The 19,469-nt window shown below is 52.3% G+C and carries 15 protein-coding genes; 9 read left to right on the plus strand and 6 right to left on the minus strand.

Annotated features, from left to right (window positions below; translation table 11 throughout):
• Nucleotides 1-23: 23 nt before the first annotated feature.
• The 3 genes from J2Z70_RS22555 to J2Z70_RS22565 form a co-directional block, all read right to left on the minus strand.
• Nucleotides 24-896, minus strand: coding sequence for a DMT family transporter (locus J2Z70_RS22555; protein ID WP_209876930.1), 873 nt, complete (start codon nt 894-896; stop codon nt 24-26).
• 25 nt (nt 897-921) lie between these two features.
• Nucleotides 922-1,890, minus strand: coding sequence for a metallophosphoesterase family protein (locus J2Z70_RS22560; RefSeq protein ID WP_209876932.1), 969 nt, complete (start codon nt 1,888-1,890; stop codon nt 922-924).
• A gap of 1,066 nt (nt 1,891-2,956) precedes the next feature.
• Nucleotides 2,957-4,048, minus strand: coding sequence for an IS110 family RNA-guided transposase (locus tag J2Z70_RS22565; protein ID WP_209876934.1), 1,092 nt, complete (start codon nt 4,046-4,048; stop codon nt 2,957-2,959).
• 221 nt (nt 4,049-4,269) lie between these two features.
• Between J2Z70_RS22565 and J2Z70_RS22570 the strand changes: the two genes are divergently transcribed.
• Complete coding sequence (locus J2Z70_RS22570; RefSeq protein WP_209876936.1) at nt 4,270-4,479, plus strand: hypothetical protein; 210 nt, start codon at nt 4,270-4,272, stop codon at nt 4,477-4,479.
• A gap of 27 nt (nt 4,480-4,506) precedes the next feature.
• Nucleotides 4,507-5,277 (plus strand): DeoR/GlpR family DNA-binding transcription regulator, encoded by a 771-nt coding sequence (locus J2Z70_RS22575; RefSeq protein ID WP_209876938.1) that lies wholly within the window; start codon nt 4,507-4,509, stop codon nt 5,275-5,277.
• Between the two features lie 89 nt (nt 5,278-5,366).
• Here J2Z70_RS22575 and bglX read toward each other — a convergent pair whose 3' ends face one another.
• Together bglX and J2Z70_RS22585 are read right to left on the minus strand one after the other, a co-directional pair.
• A complete protein-coding gene (gene bglX, locus J2Z70_RS22580) occupies nt 5,367-7,532 on the minus strand; it encodes a beta-glucosidase BglX (protein WP_209876940.1) in 2,166 nt (721 codons plus the stop codon).
• 29 nt (nt 7,533-7,561) lie between these two features.
• Complete coding sequence (locus tag J2Z70_RS22585; RefSeq protein WP_209876942.1) at nt 7,562-10,894, minus strand: GH36-type glycosyl hydrolase domain-containing protein; 3,333 nt, start codon at nt 10,892-10,894, stop codon at nt 7,562-7,564.
• A 426-nt stretch (nt 10,895-11,320) separates the two neighbouring features.
• Between J2Z70_RS22585 and J2Z70_RS22590 the strand changes: the two genes are divergently transcribed.
• The 5 genes from J2Z70_RS22590 (at nt 11,321) to J2Z70_RS22610 (ending at nt 16,855) form a co-directional block, all read left to right on the plus strand.
• A complete protein-coding gene (locus tag J2Z70_RS22590; RefSeq protein WP_036725975.1) occupies nt 11,321-12,256 on the plus strand; it encodes an ABC transporter permease in 936 nt (311 codons plus the stop codon).
• A 27-nt stretch (nt 12,257-12,283) separates the two neighbouring features.
• A complete protein-coding gene (locus J2Z70_RS22595; RefSeq protein WP_209876944.1) occupies nt 12,284-13,180 on the plus strand; it encodes a carbohydrate ABC transporter permease in 897 nt (298 codons plus the stop codon).
• 79 nt (nt 13,181-13,259) lie between these two features.
• A complete protein-coding gene (locus J2Z70_RS22600) occupies nt 13,260-14,831 on the plus strand; it encodes a DUF3502 domain-containing protein (protein ID WP_209876946.1) in 1,572 nt (523 codons plus the stop codon).
• Nucleotides 14,832-14,897: 66 nt separating this feature from the next.
• Nucleotides 14,898-15,920 (plus strand): LacI family DNA-binding transcriptional regulator, encoded by a 1,023-nt coding sequence (locus J2Z70_RS22605; RefSeq protein ID WP_209876948.1) that lies wholly within the window; start codon nt 14,898-14,900, stop codon nt 15,918-15,920.
• 56 nt (nt 15,921-15,976) lie between these two features.
• Entirely contained in the window at nt 15,977-16,855 is an 879-nt protein-coding gene (locus J2Z70_RS22610) for a sugar phosphate isomerase/epimerase family protein (protein WP_342593046.1), read from the plus strand.
• A 72-nt stretch (nt 16,856-16,927) separates the two neighbouring features.
• On the opposite strand, the gene J2Z70_RS22615 is transcribed toward J2Z70_RS22610, so the two are convergent.
• Nucleotides 16,928-17,107 carry a hypothetical protein gene (locus tag J2Z70_RS22615; RefSeq protein WP_036697495.1) on the minus strand — a complete coding sequence of 60 codons (180 nt, stop codon included), beginning with the start codon at nt 17,105-17,107 and terminating at the stop codon, nt 16,928-16,930.
• A 206-nt stretch (nt 17,108-17,313) separates the two neighbouring features.
• Between J2Z70_RS22615 and J2Z70_RS22620 the strand changes: the two genes are divergently transcribed.
• Both J2Z70_RS22620 and J2Z70_RS22625 read left to right on the plus strand, forming a co-directional pair.
• Nucleotides 17,314-18,504 carry a beta propeller repeat protein gene (locus tag J2Z70_RS22620; protein ID WP_209876953.1) on the plus strand — a complete coding sequence of 397 codons (1,191 nt, stop codon included), beginning with the start codon at nt 17,314-17,316 and terminating at the stop codon, nt 18,502-18,504.
• Nucleotides 18,505-19,107: 603 nt separating this feature from the next.
• Nucleotides 19,108-19,425, plus strand: a complete 318-nt coding sequence (locus J2Z70_RS22625; protein WP_076079414.1) for a hypothetical protein — start codon at nt 19,108-19,110, stop codon at nt 19,423-19,425.
• Nucleotides 19,426-19,469 lie beyond the last annotated feature (44 nt).

The following is a 19,469-nucleotide window of genomic DNA, read 5'->3' on the forward strand; positions in this document are numbered from 1 at the left end:
GACATCTGTGATAGTTCTCCTGCTTACCCCCAGATGCCAATCAGCAGAATTCCGCAGAAAATGACGACCGAGCATATCATCCGCCGCAGGCCCTGCCGCTCCTTCAAGAGCAGCACACCGAGGAGCGTAGCGAATATCGTTCCGATCTCCCGCAGCGGGCTGATGTGGGCGAGCGGTGCTTGCTGAAGTGCGAACAGGAACAGCAGATAGGAGCCAGGATTCAGCACGCTGCCCAGCAGGATGGTGAACTTGTTGCGGCGCCACTCTTCAAGCAGCTTCCGCGATCTCAGGACCGCGGGGGTCAGTCCGGCCACGAAGCCGATATTGGTCACCTCAAGCAGCGCCAGCGGCGACATATGCTGAAGGTTCAGCTTATCGACGAACACGTAGCAGGTAGTGCATAATCCCACGCAGAGGGCCATGAGCATCGGAGTATAGTAGCCGAGGGTGGTGCCGGAGCCGGATGAAGCCGGGAGGCTTCTTCTGGAGCCTATTCCGCTGAGGATAGCGAAGCCGCCGAGCATGCAGCAAATCCCGATCCAGCCATAGACAGATAAGGATTCCTTCAGAAAAATAACGCCGATCAACGGGATCAGCAGTGTGCTCGTTCCCCGCATCACCGGGTAGATCTGGGACAGGTCGCCCATCTCATAGGTTATGGATAAAAGCCAGGAATATAAGGCCTGCAGCGCCACAGACAGCAGCAGCAGGGCGTAAGCACCGGCGGCCAGCGGCTGTGTCCACAGCTCGATAAGCAGGACCGGCAGCAGCAGCACTGTGGAGACCATCATGATCGACCACAGGAAGATGCTTTTATTCAGGCTTCTTTTGGTGAACATGCTCCACACCGCGTGGCACATTCCGGAAGCCAGCACCAAAAGAATTGGCAGCAGCATGGATAGTCAACCCCTCAGGAAGTAGTTAGTGTTGTGAATCGGCAGCAGAGAGAGGTGTATGGGCAGGCTGTTCAGTGCACCGGGAGCCGTCTGCCAGCCGGAGCCAGGTATCGAAGGACGGATGGTCCTGCTCTAGACGGATGACGCGCGCGCCCCGCTTGAGGTTGTCGTGCCCGTAAGTATTATAGCCGGTTGCCCGGCCATAGCTGAGGCGGATGCCATGCAGCGTACCGGTGAAATCATTGATATGGTCATGTCCGCAAAAGGTGCCTGCCACATCGCCCATCTCTATGAGAGTAGCGAATAACCCTGAATTCAGAACTGGGGCGCAGACCCGTTCATACTTGTGTCCGTAGCAGGTCTGGGTATTCCACATCTCGTCATATTCGGGCAGCGGGATATGGAAGAATGCCAGCGCCGGCCGCTTGGCCTGACCTTCTCCGGGATTCAGCCGCGCAGACTGCTCTGCCAGCCAATCCATCTGGTTACGCCGGACCCAGCTATACCCGGGAATCTGCTCCAACGGGGAGTAAGCGCCCGTATCCAGCATATAGAGAATGGCTCCCGCATGATTGCCCGCGCCTTCAATCTCCAGAACGTAATTGCTTGAACCGGCAAGCTCCGCCGGACCAGCTTCAGCCAGACACTGCGGGGACTCCTGCGCAATCTCCATCAGCTCGCTGTAGGTCACTCCATTCTCCGTGTCATGGTTGCCGAATACGAACGCCCAAGGCACACCGGAATTCACTACAGCAGCCACGGCATCGCGGAAGGCCTGCTTGGGGTCCTGGCAAGGAAGCTCGCCTTCACGGACCGGGCCCGTATAGATCGTATCCCCTGTGAAAATAACCAGGTCCGGCTGCTCCGCCTTCAGCACCAGCTCCATCAGCTCCCGGGTCTGCTGATCCTCTGCTCTTCCATCCATCCAGTGGAGGTCGGTGAACTGTACGATGGTGAAGGTACCGTCTGGCCGAAATGATAATTTACTGTTCATGCGGGAAATCCCCTCTCTTGTCAATCCGATTATGGGTTAAGCGGTAAGGCGTGTGGTGATGTAATAGTGCGGTGTTTGTTGATTCAATGTGTTGTTGATTCGTGTTTCTTTATGTTGTTTCATGTTGATTTTAGGCTCAGATAGTTATTCTGTCAAGCTTCATTTCGTGCTGGTTGTATTCTCTGCAATAGAAATAGCACGAGATTAGGCAAAAGCTCATTCTGCTGTAGTTCATACATTAGATTTCACTAATATAGCTTCAAAACCTCTTCTTAGCAGAATTCTAGTGTACAAAGTGCAACAGAGGCTATTTTTCGGAAGATTTTGGAGTAATCTGCTGTATAAAGTACAATGTGTGTCACACCTGCATGCCTACCAAGGATTATTCTGTGGTAAGGGGTCCGCATTGACAAGTGGAATTCAGATTCATATACTGGTGAAAACAACATCAATGCACTAGAAACAACATTCCAACTAGAGATAAACAACATACATTTGAGTTTACTAACTAGTACCTTATCGTATTTTAAAATAGTGGAGCAGACGCAATACCCCTTCAAATTACATCTTTTTTCCAAGAGGGCCTTGTTCTTCAGGGGCGTTTGGCTTAGCGTACCGGACTGTGGTGCTCTTGATATGAACGAAACAGTCAAGCGCCGTAGTCGCAATTCCGGTTTTGGCGCACTTAAACAAACCAATTGATTGACGTCTTTTAGAGAAGGTTCCCTTTTTCCCAAGAGTTGACGCAGTGTAACCATCCTTCTCAACATATAGGGAGGAGCATGTTCTTAACTTGGAGGCAAAAATCATTCGCTGGTTGGCATCCTGATATTCGTGGGTTTACACATGGTATCTATCCATCTGAAGAGCCTGCCGCTAACTATTTTCGTCCGTCGTTTGCAAGCAAACGGGCACAAAGAGCACCCGCGGCGTTTCTCTTCACCTTGCTCGATTTTGCCTCCAAGGTAAGTCATGCTCTAGCTTCCCGGTTTTCATCCCCTTTCTTGTGGAGTGAAACTTTTTCAGTAGCGTAACCTGTGATCTTGCCGAACACGTACAGGGTGGATTATCCGCCAATTGAGGAATCCAGCACTAGATTCTGGTCGTCCTTCTTTTCCAGCACGCAGGCAATGGCCCATACGAAGCCCGCAAGCTCCCGGGCGATAGCGGCTACGATCTTTGATTTGTGCTTCCCTTTTCCTAGCATGGTCATGTATTTGCGGTGCAGCCGATTCTGTGCCTCAAAGGCCATCCGTTGTACCTCTGGTGGCAGGCCGCTAATTCGCTCCCGTAGTTTGCGGCGTACACCCGGGGAATGCCGGTAATGATGGGCTGCTTCGATCAATACCCGCCGCAAATGCGCATTCCCTGCCTTGGTCAGCTTTCCTTGGCTGCGGCTCACGCCGCTGGAGTGTTCGCTGGGCACCAAGCCACAGTAGCTCATGAAGGAGGGGGCACTGGCAAAGCGCGTCACACTGACCATCTCTGAGACCAGCGTGGTAGCCGTGAGTGTTGCGACGCCTCTGAGTGCCTGAAGCGCTTCAATAAGCGGTGCCTGCACATGAGTGTGGGAGAGAAGCTCGATCTCTTTTTCGTAACGCCGGAGGCGTTCAGCAGTTTCCCGAATGCTCTCCCGGTATTCCTGAAAGACCATCCGGTGACAGGAACTCTCAAAGCGGAGGGTGTCCAGCCACTCTTCGTGGGCGAAGGTCCAGGCCTTCACCTTACTTGGCGGGAAAAGCTGCAAACGCAGCAGAAACTTGCCCATGCGCTGCTTGTGACGGTTCATATCTTCTTTGGCGTCTTCGCGAGCTCGAACGAGATCCCGGAGAGCCTCCTCCTCAGGGGAGGGGATGTAGATCCCTGTTAGTTCGCCAGCCCGAAAGAGTTGTGCTAAACGAAGAGCATCCCGCTTGTCGGTTTTAATCCGATCTCCAGCGCGCTGTGGGATAAGGGAAGGCGCAACAATGGTGCAGGCCAAGCCGGCTTCGAGGAGCCAACGATGAAGCATGTACCCGGTGGGACCGGCTTCATAACACACGTCGATTTCCACTCTAGATTCCCCAGAACCTTGCAACTGCTGTAACAGCTTTAGAATGCGTTCTTTCGTATGTTCGATAATCCCCCAAAACAGCAGAATGTATGCTGTTTTTCGCATACATTGGTCCTGATACCTTCGCGTAAGCAGAATGCTATGCTGTTTTTCGCATACATCGGGCCTACGAACTAGTAGAGCATCAGAATAAAACCCAAAATCTAACGGACCGGAGAGATCTTATCCCCGCGAAAACGCCACTTTTTGCGGCTTAACGGACCCAGTAGACCTTATAGTCTCTATTACCTTCGCGCAAGCAGAATGTATGCTGTTTTTCGCATACATTGGTCCTGATACCTTCGCGTAAGCAGAATGTATGCTGTTTTTCGCATACATCGGGCCGGATTACCTTCGTGCAGCAGCCGTCACCGGATTTCTCCCGCGAAAAGTGGCTGAATCAAGGGAATCTGGGACAACAGCGGCTGGAGGGGCAACTATTCTCTGGTGTCACGGCCAATCCCATCATAGAAAAAATAAAAGTACAATCTATATAAAATCTACAACGATTGGAGGAAGCATAGATGTCGCTGACCTATGAAGAACGCAAGCACACGATTCTGTCCCAGCTGGAGCTTGCGGGGAAGGTGCAGGTGCATTTTCTCGCGGAACGGTTCGGGGTGACGACGGAGACGATCCGGCGCGATCTTGACCGGCTGGAGAAGGAAGGGCGGCTGCGCAAGGTGTACGGGGGAGCGGTGCGAATCCGCTCGGAGAATCACGAGCCTACGTTCATGAAGCGCGCCCAGATGCATCTGCCGGGCAAGCAGGCTATCGGCAAGCTGGCAGCCTCGCTCATTCAAGACGGTGAGACGGTGATTCTCGACAACGGGACAACGACCCTTGAGATTATGCGCGCGCTTAAGGACCGTACACAGGTGACGGTGATTACGAACTCGGTTCCCGTGCTGAATTGTGCGCTGGAGCAGTTTGTGGGGAGGGTTATTTTTGCCGGGGGTGAGGTGAATGCGGGGTATCAGGCGGCAGTAGGAGGCACCGCCCATGATCTGCTGGGGCAGTTCAAGGTGAATAAGGCGTTCATCTCTGCTGGAGGGATCTCACTCTCGGAGGGGATCACCGACTACCACCTGGAGGAAGCCCTGATCTCCCGCAAAATGATGGAACGGGCCGAGGAATCCATTCTGGTCGCGGATCATTCCAAATTCGGCATCACTACATTTGCCCAGATCGCTCCGCTTGAGCATATCTCCATGGTGCTGACCGACAGCGGCTGCTCTTCGGAATGGAAGGATACCTTTGCCCGGCTGGATATCGAGCTGCTGACCGGGGCGTAACGCAGAGCTGTTCAATATAAATAGCGCCAATCCATACACTTGTGAAGTGGAGGATTGGCGCTATTTGTTAGTTCTATTAGTTAATAGGGTCAGCCGATCCAGATCCGCTGCGTGCTATGGTCGCTGGAGCTTGCACCGATCATAATATCGAAGTCTCCAGGCTCGAACACGAGCTGATCATCCTGGCCGTAGAACATGAGCATGTCTCTGGTGATCTCGAAGGACACCGTCTGCTTCTCATGCGGGGCAAGGGTAATCTGCTTGAAGCCCTTCAGCTCTTTGCCGGGACGGACCACACTTGCGGTAACATCGCGGATATAGAGCTGAACGGTCTCCTTGCCGGTAACCTCCGAGGTGTTCTCCACCTGGATGGAGGCAAGCGCCTTGCCGTCTGCCGCAGCTTCTACCGTAAAGCCGCTGTAGGCGAATGTAGAATAGCTCAGGCCGTAGCCGAAGCAGAACAGCGGATCATTCGGAATGTCCAGATACCGGGTTACATAACGCACATTCGGATACTGGGGATCATAAGGGCGTCCTGTCTGATAAGCGTTATAGTACACCGGAATCTGTCCCACGGAGTAAGGGAAGCTCATGGAGAGTCGTCCGGACGGATTATAATCGCCGAACAGCACATCTGCAATGGAATTCCCCGACTCGGTGCCGAGGAACCAGGCCTGTACCAGCGCGTCACTTGATTCAAGCACTGGTGCAAGCTCCAGCGGGCGGCCGCTGAACACAATGGTGACCACCGGCTTGCCGGTTGCCTTGAGGCGGTGGATCAGCTTCTCCTGATTGGCGGACAGCCGCAGGCTGGCCTTACTGCCGCCTTCCCCGGTATCCTGCTGATTCTCGCCCACTGCGGCAAGAATCACATCGCAGTCTTTCAACTGCTCGTAAGCCGCTTCGGAAGCATCCTCTACATCGAATACACCCTCCAGCATGCTTCCCAGCTCGCCGGTCATGGCTGTGAGCAGGTCCGCTGCCGGGATTTTGCCGGTGATGCCCGTGTAGAGGGAGACCGCAGGGTCTTTCTCGGTACCGGCCCAGCCGCCAAGAACATTGATCGAGGTAGCGAAGGGACCGGCGAGGCCGATCTTCATGCCGCGCTTCAGCGGCAGGACTCCGCCTTCGTTCTTCAGCAGAACGATCGAGCGGGCGCCCATCTCGCGTGCCGCCTGAAGGTGCTCAGGACTTGGCTTATCGGCTTCGTCAGCTACAGGGTCGGCATCCTTGAACGGATTGTCGAACAGGCCGAGGGCATCCTTAAGCTCCAGTACCCGCGTAACCGCTTCGTCGATGAGGCGGAGGTCGAGCAGACCTTCCTGGACCAGCGAGGCAGCGTGGTTCAGATAGTGGGTGGACATCATCTCGATATCAAGTCCCGCTACTAGGCTCTTCAGGGCAGCTTCACGTCCGTCTTGCGCTGCGCCGTGGGGCACCAGCTCGTTCACGGAGTTGAAGTCGGCGATGGTTACGCCATCGAAGCCCCATTCCTCGCGGAGAATACCGCGCAGGAGCTTGCTGTTGCCGCTGGACGGAATGCGGTCAATGGTATTGAACGCAGCCATCACCATAGCGACACCAGCATCTACTGCCGCCTTGTAGGCTGGCAGATAGAACTCACGGAGTACTCCGGTGGACATGTCCACCGTGTTATATTCACGGCCGCCTTCAGGCGCGCCGTAGCCGGCGAAATGCTTCACGCAGGCAGCGATCCGCCCCGGCTCCTTCAGGTCCTTGCCCTGGTAGCCCCGGACCATGCTCTCAGTCACCCGGGCGTTCAGGTAAGGGTCCTCACCGGAGGTCTCCATGACCCGGCCCCAGCGCGGATCGCGTACGAGGTCGGTCATCGGAGAGAAGGTGAGGTGAATGCCGGCGGCAGCGCTCTCCCGCGCAGCTACTTCAGCGAACTGCTCACAGGCATCAAGATCGAAAGAACAGCCCATGGCAAGCGGAATCGGCAGAATGGTCCGGTAGCCGTGAATGACATCGGCCATGAAGATCAGCGGGATCTTCAAACGGCTGGATTCCAGATGCCGGGTCTGCAGCTCAATGACATTCCGTGCGCCGATTCCGTTCAGAACGCTTCCGATGCTTTTGATTACCTGCGGCTCGATATTAAGCTCTTTGAATGGACCCGTCAAATCCACGGTATCATCCAGACCCCAATAGTATGGACCAAGCTGGGTAAGCTGGGCTAACTTCTCGTCTAGTGTCATATCGTTCACGAGATCCTGGATAAACGGTTTAGTCATGGCTAACTCCTTCGTAAGCGTACTGAAAGTTATTGTGTTACATAGATATGCAGCTCATCGCCGGGCAGGCTCAGCAGGTGATTCTTGGCAATGCTTACCGCGCCCGGGCGGTATGGATTCGGTAGAACCTGGCCGGTAACAGCAACGCCTGCTGCCTGCACTTCCGGGGTGCGGGCCTCACCTGCGCTGATGTGATAGACGAAGGTCATCTTCTTGCCGAAGCACTCATAAGTGAAGCGCAGGCCGTCAAGGCTGGCCGGAAGGACCGGATCGATAATCAGCTCTTCTTCACTGAAGCGGATACCCAGAACGGCTGAGATCAGCTGATTAAGATAGATCCCAGGACCGCTGGAGTACAGCCGCCAGCCGCCCTTCACTTCTACGCTGCCGTCACGCAGCTGGTCGAAGTTCTCCTGATAGCTGTAACGGTCAGGGAAGTCGCCGTCCGAGCTGCTGAAGTACATGTTACTCTGGCGCAGCTGGGCATTAGGCACACTCTGCCGGATGTTGATCGGGTTGATCTGGAACAGGCCATCCCAGGCACGCTTCGCTTCGCCCAGCTTGGCGGAAGCTTCAATATAGCGGATATGGGCATGTACATATTGCAGGCTGATCTCACGGCCGACGCTGGCTGCTTGCTCCGCACGGCGGAAGATGGTGCTTACGCCCCCTTCATAGCGGGCAGGACGGTCCATCAGGCGCACGCCATCCGGGCAGTTCAGGTGCTCGTCGATCAGGCGCAGGTTCTCTGCCGCCTGCTCCGGAGTAACCAGCTCCGCAATAATACTGCGGGTCATAGGTAGTAACCGGTAATGAATGCCGGTCTCTGTATCCAGCGGATGAAGCATATAATCAATGCTGCCGTCCTCCTGGAAGTAAGCGAAGCCGGCGATCACGCCGTCTTTGATCAGGAGGGTACGGAACGATTCCTTCATCTCTTCGGCCATAGCTGACAGGCTGGCGGAGAATTCAGGATCGGCAGAAGTCACCTGGGACAGATTGCGGATTACCTGGAAGGCAAGCGCGACCGTCCATGCGCTGACCAGCTTGGTCTTGAGCGCTTCATTGGCAGGCTGCAGGGTGTCATCCCAGTCGCCGCCGGCATAGTTGATCAGAGCTGTGCCCGGTACGAAGCGTTCACGGATGGTCTCTACAGCAGCCTTCACATGTTCGAGGACTGTCTCGGTCTGCTGGCTTGGCTGAGCGTCTGCCAGATGGTGATAGCCGATTTTCTCGTCAAGAATCGCGTAGTCTCCAGTAGCTGTGATGTAATCGCTGATGCATTTCAGCGGCCAGAGCACGACGTCGCCATGCCATTCATGGGCCTGAACCGGATGCTGGTCGAACATGAACCATTGCGGCCATTCCTTGCTCTCCCACAGCTGATGCGAGTAGATCTTCAGCAGAACATTGCGGGCCAGCTCATAGTGCTGGGTCATCAGGAAGTATTCCATTGGCCCCTGGCAGACATCGCGTGTACCCCAGGCAGCTCCGCCCGGCTGTTCAAGGCCATGCGGCATGATGAAGTGGGTCATCGCATTATGGGTGTACCACCATGCGGTCTCATTCAGAATGTCAATCCGCGCCTGCTCCGCGCCATCCAGCTCAAGCTGGAAGCCGGAAGTGAACGAAGCATAGAATTCGTTATACTGTGCCTGCTCCTTCTCCAGTGTGTAAGGGGCCGTCAGCGGAAGAGCCTCTGCTGCTGTAAGTCTGCCCTGAATCACAAGCTGGAAGCCGGAGGACTGCGTTACCGACAAGGTGAGCAGAGTGCCGTTGCGCGGTTGTCTGTCGGCAAAGAACATCCGGTCATCGCTGTAGGTATATGCGGTTCCCGGCAGCTGGATATCGAAATGCAGGCCCGGATAAGGAAGCTTCTGAAGTAATGCTTCATCAGGAAGAAGCTGCAGGATGCCGTCCTTCTCTTCCACCCGTACCGGATGCTGGAATTCATGCTCGCCCATGACCAGCTGGTTCGTGATCAGATAATCATAGGATTTGCCCAGCTTCGACTGTACCTGAAGCGCGACATCCGGCTGGCTTGCTGCTGCGATCGAAGTAACGGTCAGTACATCGTCTTCCAGCTGATAATGCCATTTCGCAAAATTAACGCCCATCTCGTAAGCCGCAGGCAGTGTAAGAATCCGGTAAACCCCGTCCATACGGACATAGATCCGCTGACCGCTATTGCGCTGAATGTTCAGCAGGCCGCGCGGCGTAGAGAGCCCTTTATGGAAAGAGGTATTTCCAACCACGGTCTGACCGTTGAAAAGACCGTACATATAGTTAGTGGAGGAGATCAGGTTGTTGTCTACCTGCTTGTCGCCCAGCAGCGAGGTGATAATATGGCCATGCGGACGTTCCACCAGCAGCTCCTTAGGCTGCAGAACCACATGGACATGCCCGTCTGTGAAGAAAGAGAGCAGCTGGCCGTTCTCCATCTCCTCAAGCTTCCGGTTAGGGAAGGTGGCATCAATCTCGGCCTGTGACCACTGTGGGGAGACATAAGGCTTGCCGATGTCGTCACTCAGCACAGGAACATCCCGGCTTGGCACGGCTTCCTTGCTGCTCCAGTCGATCTCTGCATAAGCTGCCTGCAGCTCAGCCTGGAATTCAAGCCCGGTTACAGCAGCCGGATGATTCGGACGGAACAGGCCGTAGAAGGCGAATTCAACTGGAGCCGACAGGACCATAGTCTCGGTCTGGAGTGCGGTATAAGCCAGCTCGTATTGATAATTACGGTTCTGCAGATTGCCGTTCAGCGCCTCCGGCACATAGCTCCCTTTATAGGAAATGCCGAAGAATTGCATACCATCGGTGGAATAGCCTACAGTCCGTGAACCGACTACACCCTGCTGGAGATACGGGAAGTTAGTTCCCTGCGGCTGGTTCTGGCGCGAGCAGACGGCGTAGCCCTGCGGGCCTTCCCAGATGCTGTGATCCAGATATTGGCTCATATACAGCTCATTAGCGAGAATGCCGCCTTTGTCTGCAATGCCGACATCCTGGCCATACACTACATCTACAGTCTCACCGTTGCCGGAGAGCTGGAGCTGCCAGAACCAGATGCCGTCCTTGGCCGGTGCGAAGGTAACACGGTAGCTGATTGCTTCTATAGAACCTTCAAAAATCAGTTTGTCATCGGTACGGGACAGCTTGGAGCCCGACTTAATACCCAGCAGCGGATAGCTCTGGATTCCTTGCTCCGTATATACGCGCAGATAGATATTATTGGAAGAGCCGTCTGCCGGATTACCCTGGAACAGATTAATAAGAGTGGAGCCCTGCGTGAATTCAAAAATATCTCCTGTAGGCAGGAATGTATACGACAGGTCATCCCGGGTTAAGGTAATCATGTTCATTTGTTGTTTGAATATCATATCGAGCCTCGCTTTCCAGTGCTTAAGTTAGGACATGAAATCGATCAGAACGGGGGAATTCATCATCAGATGTCACAAAAAAGGGCTGACATGTCCATGTAAAGAATAAATAGAAACGTTTCCATAGGCGATACATTTCGAGTTTAGACTTTTGACTGAAAAAAGTCAATTATCTATAAAAAAAACGGCTTTTCATCTATTATGTACAGCGAAATGTAATTTTATTACTTGTTATTTAAAAATAAAAAATGTTTGACAGCGTATACAAGGAAGGAGTATGCTCTGAGCAAGGGGAAACACAAAGAAATAATGGAAACGTTTCTATATGGTCGAAAAGGGTTAATTAGTTACAGTAGAATGCTTAATTAGTTGCAGTGGAATGCAATGTTTAATTTGGAGGTGGGTTCATTGGCAAGATTTGTACAATCGGGCGGAAATGTTGTCCGGGAATTATTGAAGAACAAAGTGCTGTATCTCATGCTGCTGCCTGTCATTGTGTATTTTGCTGTGTTTCATTATGCGGTAATGCCTGGCGCTTACGTTGCATTCGTAGATTACAAGCTCAACAAAGGGATCTTTGGCAGTGACTTTATCGGACTCAAGAACTTCGAGTTCCTGATTCAGAACGGAGACCTCTGGAATATCACCAAGAATACTTTGCTCTACAATCTGGTGTTCCTTGCACTGGGTAACATCATACAGATTGTATTTGCCATCATGCTGTCGGAGATTGCAGGCAAATGGTTCAAGAAGATCTCCCAGTCGGTTATTCTGCTTCCGAACTTCATCTCGATGGTTATCGTCGGTGTGTTCGCGTATAACCTGTTCAATTTCAACTCCGGGTTTATCAATACGATGCTTACCAGTACGGGCTTAGACAAGATTGAGTTCTACTCCGACGCTGGAATCTGGAAATACATCATTGTAGCATTCAAGATCTGGGCAAGTACCGGTTACGGTATGATTGTCTATCTGGCAGCTATAACGGGGATCAACCATGATCTTTATGAAGCAGCCTATATGGACGGCGCCACTACCTGGCAGCGTATCCGTTATATGACTCTGCCGATTCTGAAGCCAACCTTCATTCTGCTCCTCCTGTTCGGTATGGGCGGAATTCTCAAAGGCTCCTTCGACCTCTTCTACAATTTGATTGGAACAAACTCCGTGCTGTATCCGCAGACGGATATTATAGATACTTATGTCTTCCGTTCCCTGGTGGGGCAATTTAACTTCTCCATGGGTGCTGCTGTAGGCTTCTACCAATCCTTATTCGGTCTGGTTCTGGTGCTTGTCGTTAACTTTATTGTTCGCAAGGTAGAGCCGGATAGCGCGTTGTTCTAAGACAAGATAAGAAACAGGGGTGTTAATATGGCAAGCAGTACTATTAAACAGGATTCAGGCAGCACTGTCATTAAGGTGATCAGCTACATTTGCATCTCCATATTTGCCTTGTTCTGTGTGTTTCCTTTTGCGCTGATGATCTCTTCCTCCTTCATGAATGAGCAGGAGATTATCCGCGAGGGGTACAAGCTGATACCGAATGAGGTATCTTTCAAGGCCTATGAATTGTTGCTCAGTAACTCCTCCAAGCTGGTGGATGCTTATCAGGTAACGATCTTTATCACGGTCGTCGGTACGGTGCTCGGGCTGTTCATGATGTCCATGGCCGGATTTGTCCTGAACCGCAAGGATTTCAAATACCGTAACTTCTTCTCCTTCCTGATCTATTTCACCACCTTGTTCAGCGGAGGACTGATTCCGACTTACATCCTGATGGTTAAGCATCTGCACCTCAAGGACAGCCTGTTCGCCATGATTCTGCCGGCTGTGGTAGGGGCGTGGTCGATCTTCCTGATGCGTAACTTCATGAAGGCGATCCCGGATTCCCTGTATGAATCAGCAACAATTGACGGCGCAGGCGATTTCCGTATCTACTGGCGGATCTTCATGCCGCTGGCGGTTCCGTCACTGGCAACGATCGGACTGTTCTCGGCACTGGGCTTCTGGAATGAGTGGTACAACGGAATGCTGTACATGGACACTCAGAGCAAATTCCCGCTCCAGTACTTCCTGCAGCGCATGATCAATCAGGCGAATATGGGCAGTCTCATCAACTCAGGGGCGGTCATTAATACGGCCGATCTGCCGACCCAATCGATCAAAATGGCTACAGCCGTGCTGGCCACAGGCCCGATCATTCTCCTGTATCCATTCATTCAGCGTTACTTCGTAACCGGTCTTACCATCGGTGCTGTTAAGGGTTAATGGACGCCTGCTTCAATTGAAGGGTGTTTGTTATAGATGCAAGATCAATAATATAGAAAAGAAAAGGGAGGCTTACCGAATGAAAGGTAAAAAGATTGCTTCTTCTCTAGCTGCTGTCCTCATGCTTACTGGAGTGCTATCTGCTTGTTCGTCAAGCAATAATGCAAATGGAAATACAGGCTCGTCGAATACTCCATCCTCTTCCACTAATTCCGGAGGCGTAGACACTTCTAAGGAAGCGAAGCTGGTGTACTACCTCTGGGGCAGTGAAGGGGTTAAAAATAAGGAGATTCTAGCGGAGATTAACAAAAAGCTTAAGGCCGATCTGAATACTACGCTTGAAATCAAATATATTGACTGGGGAGACGTAGCAACCAAGTATCCGCTGCTGTTCGCTTCCGGCGAATCGTTCGATCTGTCGCATGCTTCTCCGGGTGCTGCTGTGTCCTACTATACATTGGCTACTGAAGGTGCGCTGACCGACATTACCGACATGCTGGACAAGGTAGCGCCTAAGCTGAAGGCTGAGATTCCAGAATCCTCCTGGCAGAACACCAAGGTGGATGGCAAAATCTACGGCGTACCGAGTCTGTTCAGTGAATATACGCCTGCCGGTTATGCTTACCGTACCGATCTGCTGAAGAAATATGGCATGACCGACATCAAGACGATTGCCGATATGGAGAAGTACATGGATAACGTGGTGAAGAACGAATCCTTCCCTCCAATCAACGGTAAGGCTGAGGATGCACAGAACATGTACAGAATGCTCGTTGATACTACAGGCATGTGGCTGAACGCACCTGGTATCTCTCTCAATGAATTGAACCTGGTCACTAAGAGCCCAGAGGATTACAAGACTGTATTCCATCCGGCCTTCACCCAGGAATTCGAGGATTGGGCTGTGAAAATGCGTGAGTGGGGCGACAAGGGCTACTGGGGCAAAGACGTTCTGTCCGCTTCCCTTGGCAGCAAAGACAACTTCAGAGCCGCGAACTCTGCCGGTTATCTGACTCATGCCCAAGACTGGATCGGCCAGTATGGCGGAGATATCAAGGCGCTGCCTGACGCTCCTACAGCTTTCTATACTTTTGCTGAAGCTAACAAGAAAATCAAACGTAAAATGGGTGTAGATAACTCAACGGTTATCAGTGCCAATTCCAATAATCCAGAGCGCTCTCTGATGGTCATTGAGAAGTTCATGACAGATAAGAGCTACTACGATCTGATGCAGTACGGTATTGAAGGCAAGCAATATATCATTGAAGACGGCGTGAAGAAACAGCCTCCAGGCTTCAATGAGAAAACAGACGGCGGCGGCTTCTCCGCTTGGTCGCTCAGAAACGATAAGTTTGTGATTCCGACGGATACCGAGAACCCGATCCGTAAAGACCTGTTCACGGCATGGGATAAAGAAGCGATTGATGATCCGTACAACGGCTTCAGCTTCGACCCGGCTAATGTAACTACTGAGATTGCTTCGATCTCGAATGTGAATGCACAGCTTGGTATTCAGCTCATGCTCGGTAAAACAAACAAAGATGCAAAAACGGCTGTAGCAGAATACCGCGATCAGCTGAAAAAAGCAGGAGTTGACAAGGTCATTGCCGAAGTAGAGAAACAATTGGCAGAATTTACACCTGTTAACTAAAAGAATGTATAGGTTACAGGGGAGCTATATCTATATAGCTCCCTTACCTGTAAATGGGGGAGTAGAGTGGACGTAAACATTAAGGATATCGCCAGGATATCCGGTGTCGGCATCTCAACAGTGTCCAGAGTGATCAATAACAAGGGTCTGGTGAGCGATGCCACCCGGGAGAAGGTACTGAGTGTCGTCAAGGAATATAACTATATTCCCAATTCCAATGCCCGAAATCTAAAGACAACCCAATCCAAGAATATTGCACTTATGGTAAAAGGGATTACTAACCCGTTCTTCTCCATTATGATCAAGGAAATTGAACGTCAGGTCAATCTGCGCGGCTATCCGTTTCTCATCCATCAAGTAGAGGACGGCACCGATGAGATCAACGCCGCCATTCAGCTGGTGAAGGAGAAGAATCTTAGCGGTATCATTTTCATGGGAGGTACCTATAATCACTCCGAAGAGAAATTCAAGCAGTTAACGGTTCCATTCGTACTCACGACCATCACCACCTCACAGGAAGTGGACCCGTCTATCTTCTCAAGCGTAACGATCGATGAATCCAAGGAAGCCTATAAGGCAACCTCTTATTTACTTTCACTTGGACATCGAAACATCGGCTTTCTCGCCAAATCCCCTTTACTGGAAGACACCACAGGCAGCCGCCGCCTTCTTGGCTACAAGATGGCGCTGGAAGAACATAACATACCTTATAATCCGGGATTCGTAGAGGATTGTGAATACAGCCCAAGCTCGGGCTTCAACGCTGCACGCAGACTGCTGAACCGCGACAGAACCGTAACCGCTATCTTTGCGGCCTCCGATACGATTGCGATCGGTGCGGCCAAGGCTGTGCTTACCGCAGGCTTATCTATCCCCGATGATATTTCCATCATTGGTTTTGACGGCATTGAGATGGCCGAATATTATCATCCTGCGCTGGATACGATCAGCCAGCCGGGCACTGAAATGGCGTTGTCGAGTGTGGGGGTTCTGTTCGACCTGATCACCAAACATTCAGCCCATCAGCATATTGTCTATGATGCGGTATTGCTCAAACGGGGTTCTTGCAAGATGATCAAGGGCAGGTAACAGCAGGGCGCTGACTATAAAACTAACTGGAGTTGATATTAAGGATGCAAGAATCTTTGAGAATAGGCACTTTGGTCCGTGGCGGCGAAGCCGTCCAGGTCATTCCGCAGATTGTGGAGCATGGCTTCGAATCCTTTCAACTGAATTTCTGGCAGACGATTGGCGATACCGATCTGGTGGAGGCGGCGGCCCGGATTCGGGAGCTGGCGGCGGAGCATCACTTCGTCATTTCTGCTGTCGGCATCTATGGTAATCCGCTTGGCGGCAACCCCGAGAGCGGGGATACCCTTGCGGGCTGGGAGCAGCTGATTGAGCACGCTCACTTGTTCGGGACGGACATTATCGGCGGCTTCACCGGACGGCTGCCCGGCTCGTCGATTGACGAGTCGCTTCCGAGATTCGCTGAGGTATTCGGCGAATTGTCGAAGCGGGCGGCAGACAAGGGTCTGCGGATTGCTTTTGAGAACTGTGCGATGGGCGGGAGCTGGCAGAAGGGCGACTGGAATATCGCGCATAACCCTACAGCTTGGGAGAAAATGTTCAACGCCGTTACGGCAGACAATCTCGGGCTGGAATGGGAGCCTGCCCACCAGCTCACCGCGCTGATCGATCCGATCCCGCAGCTGCGCAAATGGGTGGATAAGATCTTCCATGTGCACGGCAAGGATGTCACTATCGCCTGGGATATCATCAAGGAGTACGGAATTCATGGTCCGAAGCCTTATGTATGGGACCGGACACCGGGCTTCGGGGATTCGAACTGGACGGATATTATTACCATTCTCCGGCAGGGCGGCTATCAGGGCACGATTGATATTGAAGGCTGGCATGATCCGGTCTACCGGGACGAGCTGGAGATGACCGGCCAGGTCCATGCGTTGAATTACTTGAAGCATTGCCGGGGCGGCAGTATGATCCCAAATCCGGTTGTATGAGTATAAAAAGAAAGACCTCATGGTTCACATCTGCGGATGTGGCCGTGAGGTCTTTTTGGTGATTAATTGGGATTATATAAATCGCTTGATCGTCCAATAGGGGACGGTGAAGGTCCCTTTATTCGTTTCAATATGCAGTGCATCTGCGGAATGATCGATTTGGCATACTCCGGTGTACGTTTCTCCGCTGATCAAATGCACGCGCTGGCATAGATTGGAGAGAAGTGCATGCTGAATATCCTGTTTAATCATACTCTTCACTTCCTCCTTGAATGCAGTATGCTTGTAAATCTCTTTACTTATTATTAAACACGAATAGGAGATTTTAACAGCGAAATTGGTTACAGTTTTGTACCATTTCACACCTACATAGTTGGCCTCAGATGGAGTAACATGTTCATGTACTGTCAGAGTAATGCTCTGCTCAGAGGGTATATATATTCTAGGAGGTGTTACCGATGAATAGAACGACCAGATTACAGCAGATAACCGTAACTCTTCTTACCGCAGGTCTGCTTACCCTGTCAGGCTGGGGAGCGGCGGCTTCCCCGGTTCAGGCAGCAGCACCGGCCCCAACTCCGCCGCAGGGATGCAGCACCGGAGACCATGGTCTTCTTAAGGATCTGCAGAAGGCACACCAGGGAGCGGAAACACAGCCGCTGGCCTTCTCGGATGTAGAGTTCCTAAGCTCAGATACGGGGCGGGCAGCCGGGAACGGGTTCCTGATTGGAACCTCGGACGGCGGTTGCCATTTCCAAAAGATCTATGAAGGACAGTGGAGCTTCCAGCAGATTGATTTCCCGGATAATGTTCACGGCTGGGCGCTTGCCGCTGTTAAGGACGGACAGGCTAAATATCTGTTAAGAACGGCAGACGGCGGCTCTACCTGGACAAGGCTGTCGAACCAGGCAGTAACCTTTGAACGGATAGAGTTCTTGGACAGCAACCAGGGCTTTGGCTACAACCGCGCATCTACATATTATACGAAGGATGGCGGGGAGAGCTGGAGTCTGATCAAGACGCCTTCCAACACACGCGGAGCAGAATTCACCAGCAGGAATAACGGCTGGGCTGTGGTAGTTGTTCCCGGGAGCAGCTATCGGGTAATGAAGACAACTAACGGCGGAGCAGCCTGGAAGCAGGTACTTAGCGCCTCCACCCCTGAGGCGAATTACGGACAGATCTACGCCAAGGGCAGTCAGGTGTATGCGCTGCTGTACGGCGGCGTCGGCATGTCGCAGACCTCCTATTCCCTCTACGGCAGCTCTAACTCCGGCGGCAGCTGGACCCGGGTGATTGCCCAGGAGACCGCAGGCGGCGGTCCGGCTCCCGGCAGCGGCGTAGCTGTAGCGAAGAAGGGCCCCGCTTCGGGCACCCCCGGCAATATGGTGCTGATCGGCAAATCGGCAGCCTTCCTGGCTGGGTACCAGCCGGCAGCGGAGCAAGTGGGCATCGGGCTCACCAAAAACAACGGACAGAGCTGGAAGAATCAGCAGACCGTTCCCGGCTTCGAAGGAACGATCTCGTTCACCGATGCCAATCAGGGCTGGATGGCTGTGAAGGATATGAATAGCTCCACCCTCTACGTGACGAAGGATGCAGGTGCTACGTGGACAGCGCGGTTTTCTTTTGAGACGGCAGGGCGGTAGGTTGCGTAAGATAATGACGAATGGCGAAGATGAATGACAAAGATGAATGATAAAGATGAATGACAAAGATGAAGGACAAAGATGAGTGACAAAGACGGGTCTTCTCCCTATGGGGGCGGACCCGTCTTGATTGTTGTAATAGGAGCAATCGGCCCACGCGCCGCTCGCCGTCCCATTGTAATCGGTTTTTCGATTACATTCGGTCTACGCGCCGCTCGCCGTCCCATTGTAATCGGTTTTTCGATTACATTCGGCCCCCGCGCCGCTCGCCGTCCCATTGTAATCGGTTTTTCGATTACATTCGGCCCCCGCGCCGCTCGCTGTCCCATTGTAATCGGTTTTTCGATTACATTCGGCCCCCGCGCCGCTCGCCGTCCCGTTGTAATCGGTTTTTCGATTACATTCGGTGCTCGCAAGCAGGCCCGGCCTGAATGTATGCGAAAAACAGCATACGATGTGCTCGTAAGCAGGCACCCGGCCTGAATGTATGCGAAAATCGTTTCTATTGTGGTGCAGCAGAAGGACAGGTATTGTGGAGAATAACGTTTGCTTTGGTGTAATACTTGTGATTAGCGGGTAATGGGATAGCATAGGGGGTGAAGTATGGTTAGACCCGTTAGAATACTCTGGATCAGTGCTGTAGTGGTGAATATCGTAGGATTGGCCCTTTTTCTGTTACAGACGAGCCCGGGGTTCAGCCAAGGGTTTATCCTGGATGTCGTAAATATAATGCTGCTGCAGATATTAGGCATCCCCTCTGCGGTTTTGGTTGTTGCGTCGCTTCTTCTGTTGAAGTACACAAGGAAGCCGCCAGGCTGGGCGGGGTACATAGGAATCTTCATCATGATAGGGGCACTGCTGTGGATTGGGGGATATTTTCTGCTTTTTGCAAGGCTGATGCTATTTGAGAACGTCCGGTAAAAATAATACTTTACTGATCGTTCTCGAATATGCTAAAATGCTGG

Origin of the sequence: Paenibacillus silagei (assembly GCF_017874735.1) — a bacterium.
GTDB classification, from domain to species: domain Bacteria; phylum Bacillota; class Bacilli; order Paenibacillales; family Paenibacillaceae; genus Paenibacillus_AQ; species Paenibacillus_AQ silagei.

What these genes read in the sequence shown, in the direction of transcription:
- J2Z70_RS22555 (WP_209876930.1), bottom strand. Translation starts at nt 896, where the DNA reads ATGCTGCTGCCAATTCTTTTGGTGCTGGCTTCCGGAATGTGCCACGCG.
- J2Z70_RS22620 (WP_209876953.1), top strand. Translation starts at nt 17,314, where the DNA reads ATGAATAGAACGACCAGATTACAGCAGATAACCGTAACTCTTCTTACC.
- J2Z70_RS22585 (WP_209876942.1), bottom strand. Translation starts at nt 10,894, where the DNA reads ATGAACATGATTACCTTAACCCGGGATGACCTGTCGTATACATTCCTG.
- J2Z70_RS22565 (WP_209876934.1), bottom strand. Translation starts at nt 4,048, where the DNA reads ATGCGAAAAACAGCATACATTCTGCTGTTTTGGGGGATTATCGAACAT.
- J2Z70_RS22625 (WP_076079414.1), top strand. Translation starts at nt 19,108, where the DNA reads ATGGTTAGACCCGTTAGAATACTCTGGATCAGTGCTGTAGTGGTGAAT.
- J2Z70_RS22560 (WP_209876932.1), bottom strand. Translation starts at nt 1,890, where the DNA reads ATGAACAGTAAATTATCATTTCGGCCAGACGGTACCTTCACCATCGTA.
- bglX (WP_209876940.1), bottom strand. Translation starts at nt 7,532, where the DNA reads ATGACTAAACCGTTTATCCAGGATCTCGTGAACGATATGACACTAGAC.
- J2Z70_RS22615 (WP_036697495.1), bottom strand. Translation starts at nt 17,107, where the DNA reads ATGATTAAACAGGATATTCAGCATGCACTTCTCTCCAATCTATGCCAG.
- J2Z70_RS22595 (WP_209876944.1), top strand. Translation starts at nt 12,284, where the DNA reads ATGGCAAGCAGTACTATTAAACAGGATTCAGGCAGCACTGTCATTAAG.
- J2Z70_RS22575 (WP_209876938.1), top strand. Translation starts at nt 4,507, where the DNA reads ATGTCGCTGACCTATGAAGAACGCAAGCACACGATTCTGTCCCAGCTG.
- J2Z70_RS22600 (WP_209876946.1), top strand. Translation starts at nt 13,260, where the DNA reads ATGAAAGGTAAAAAGATTGCTTCTTCTCTAGCTGCTGTCCTCATGCTT.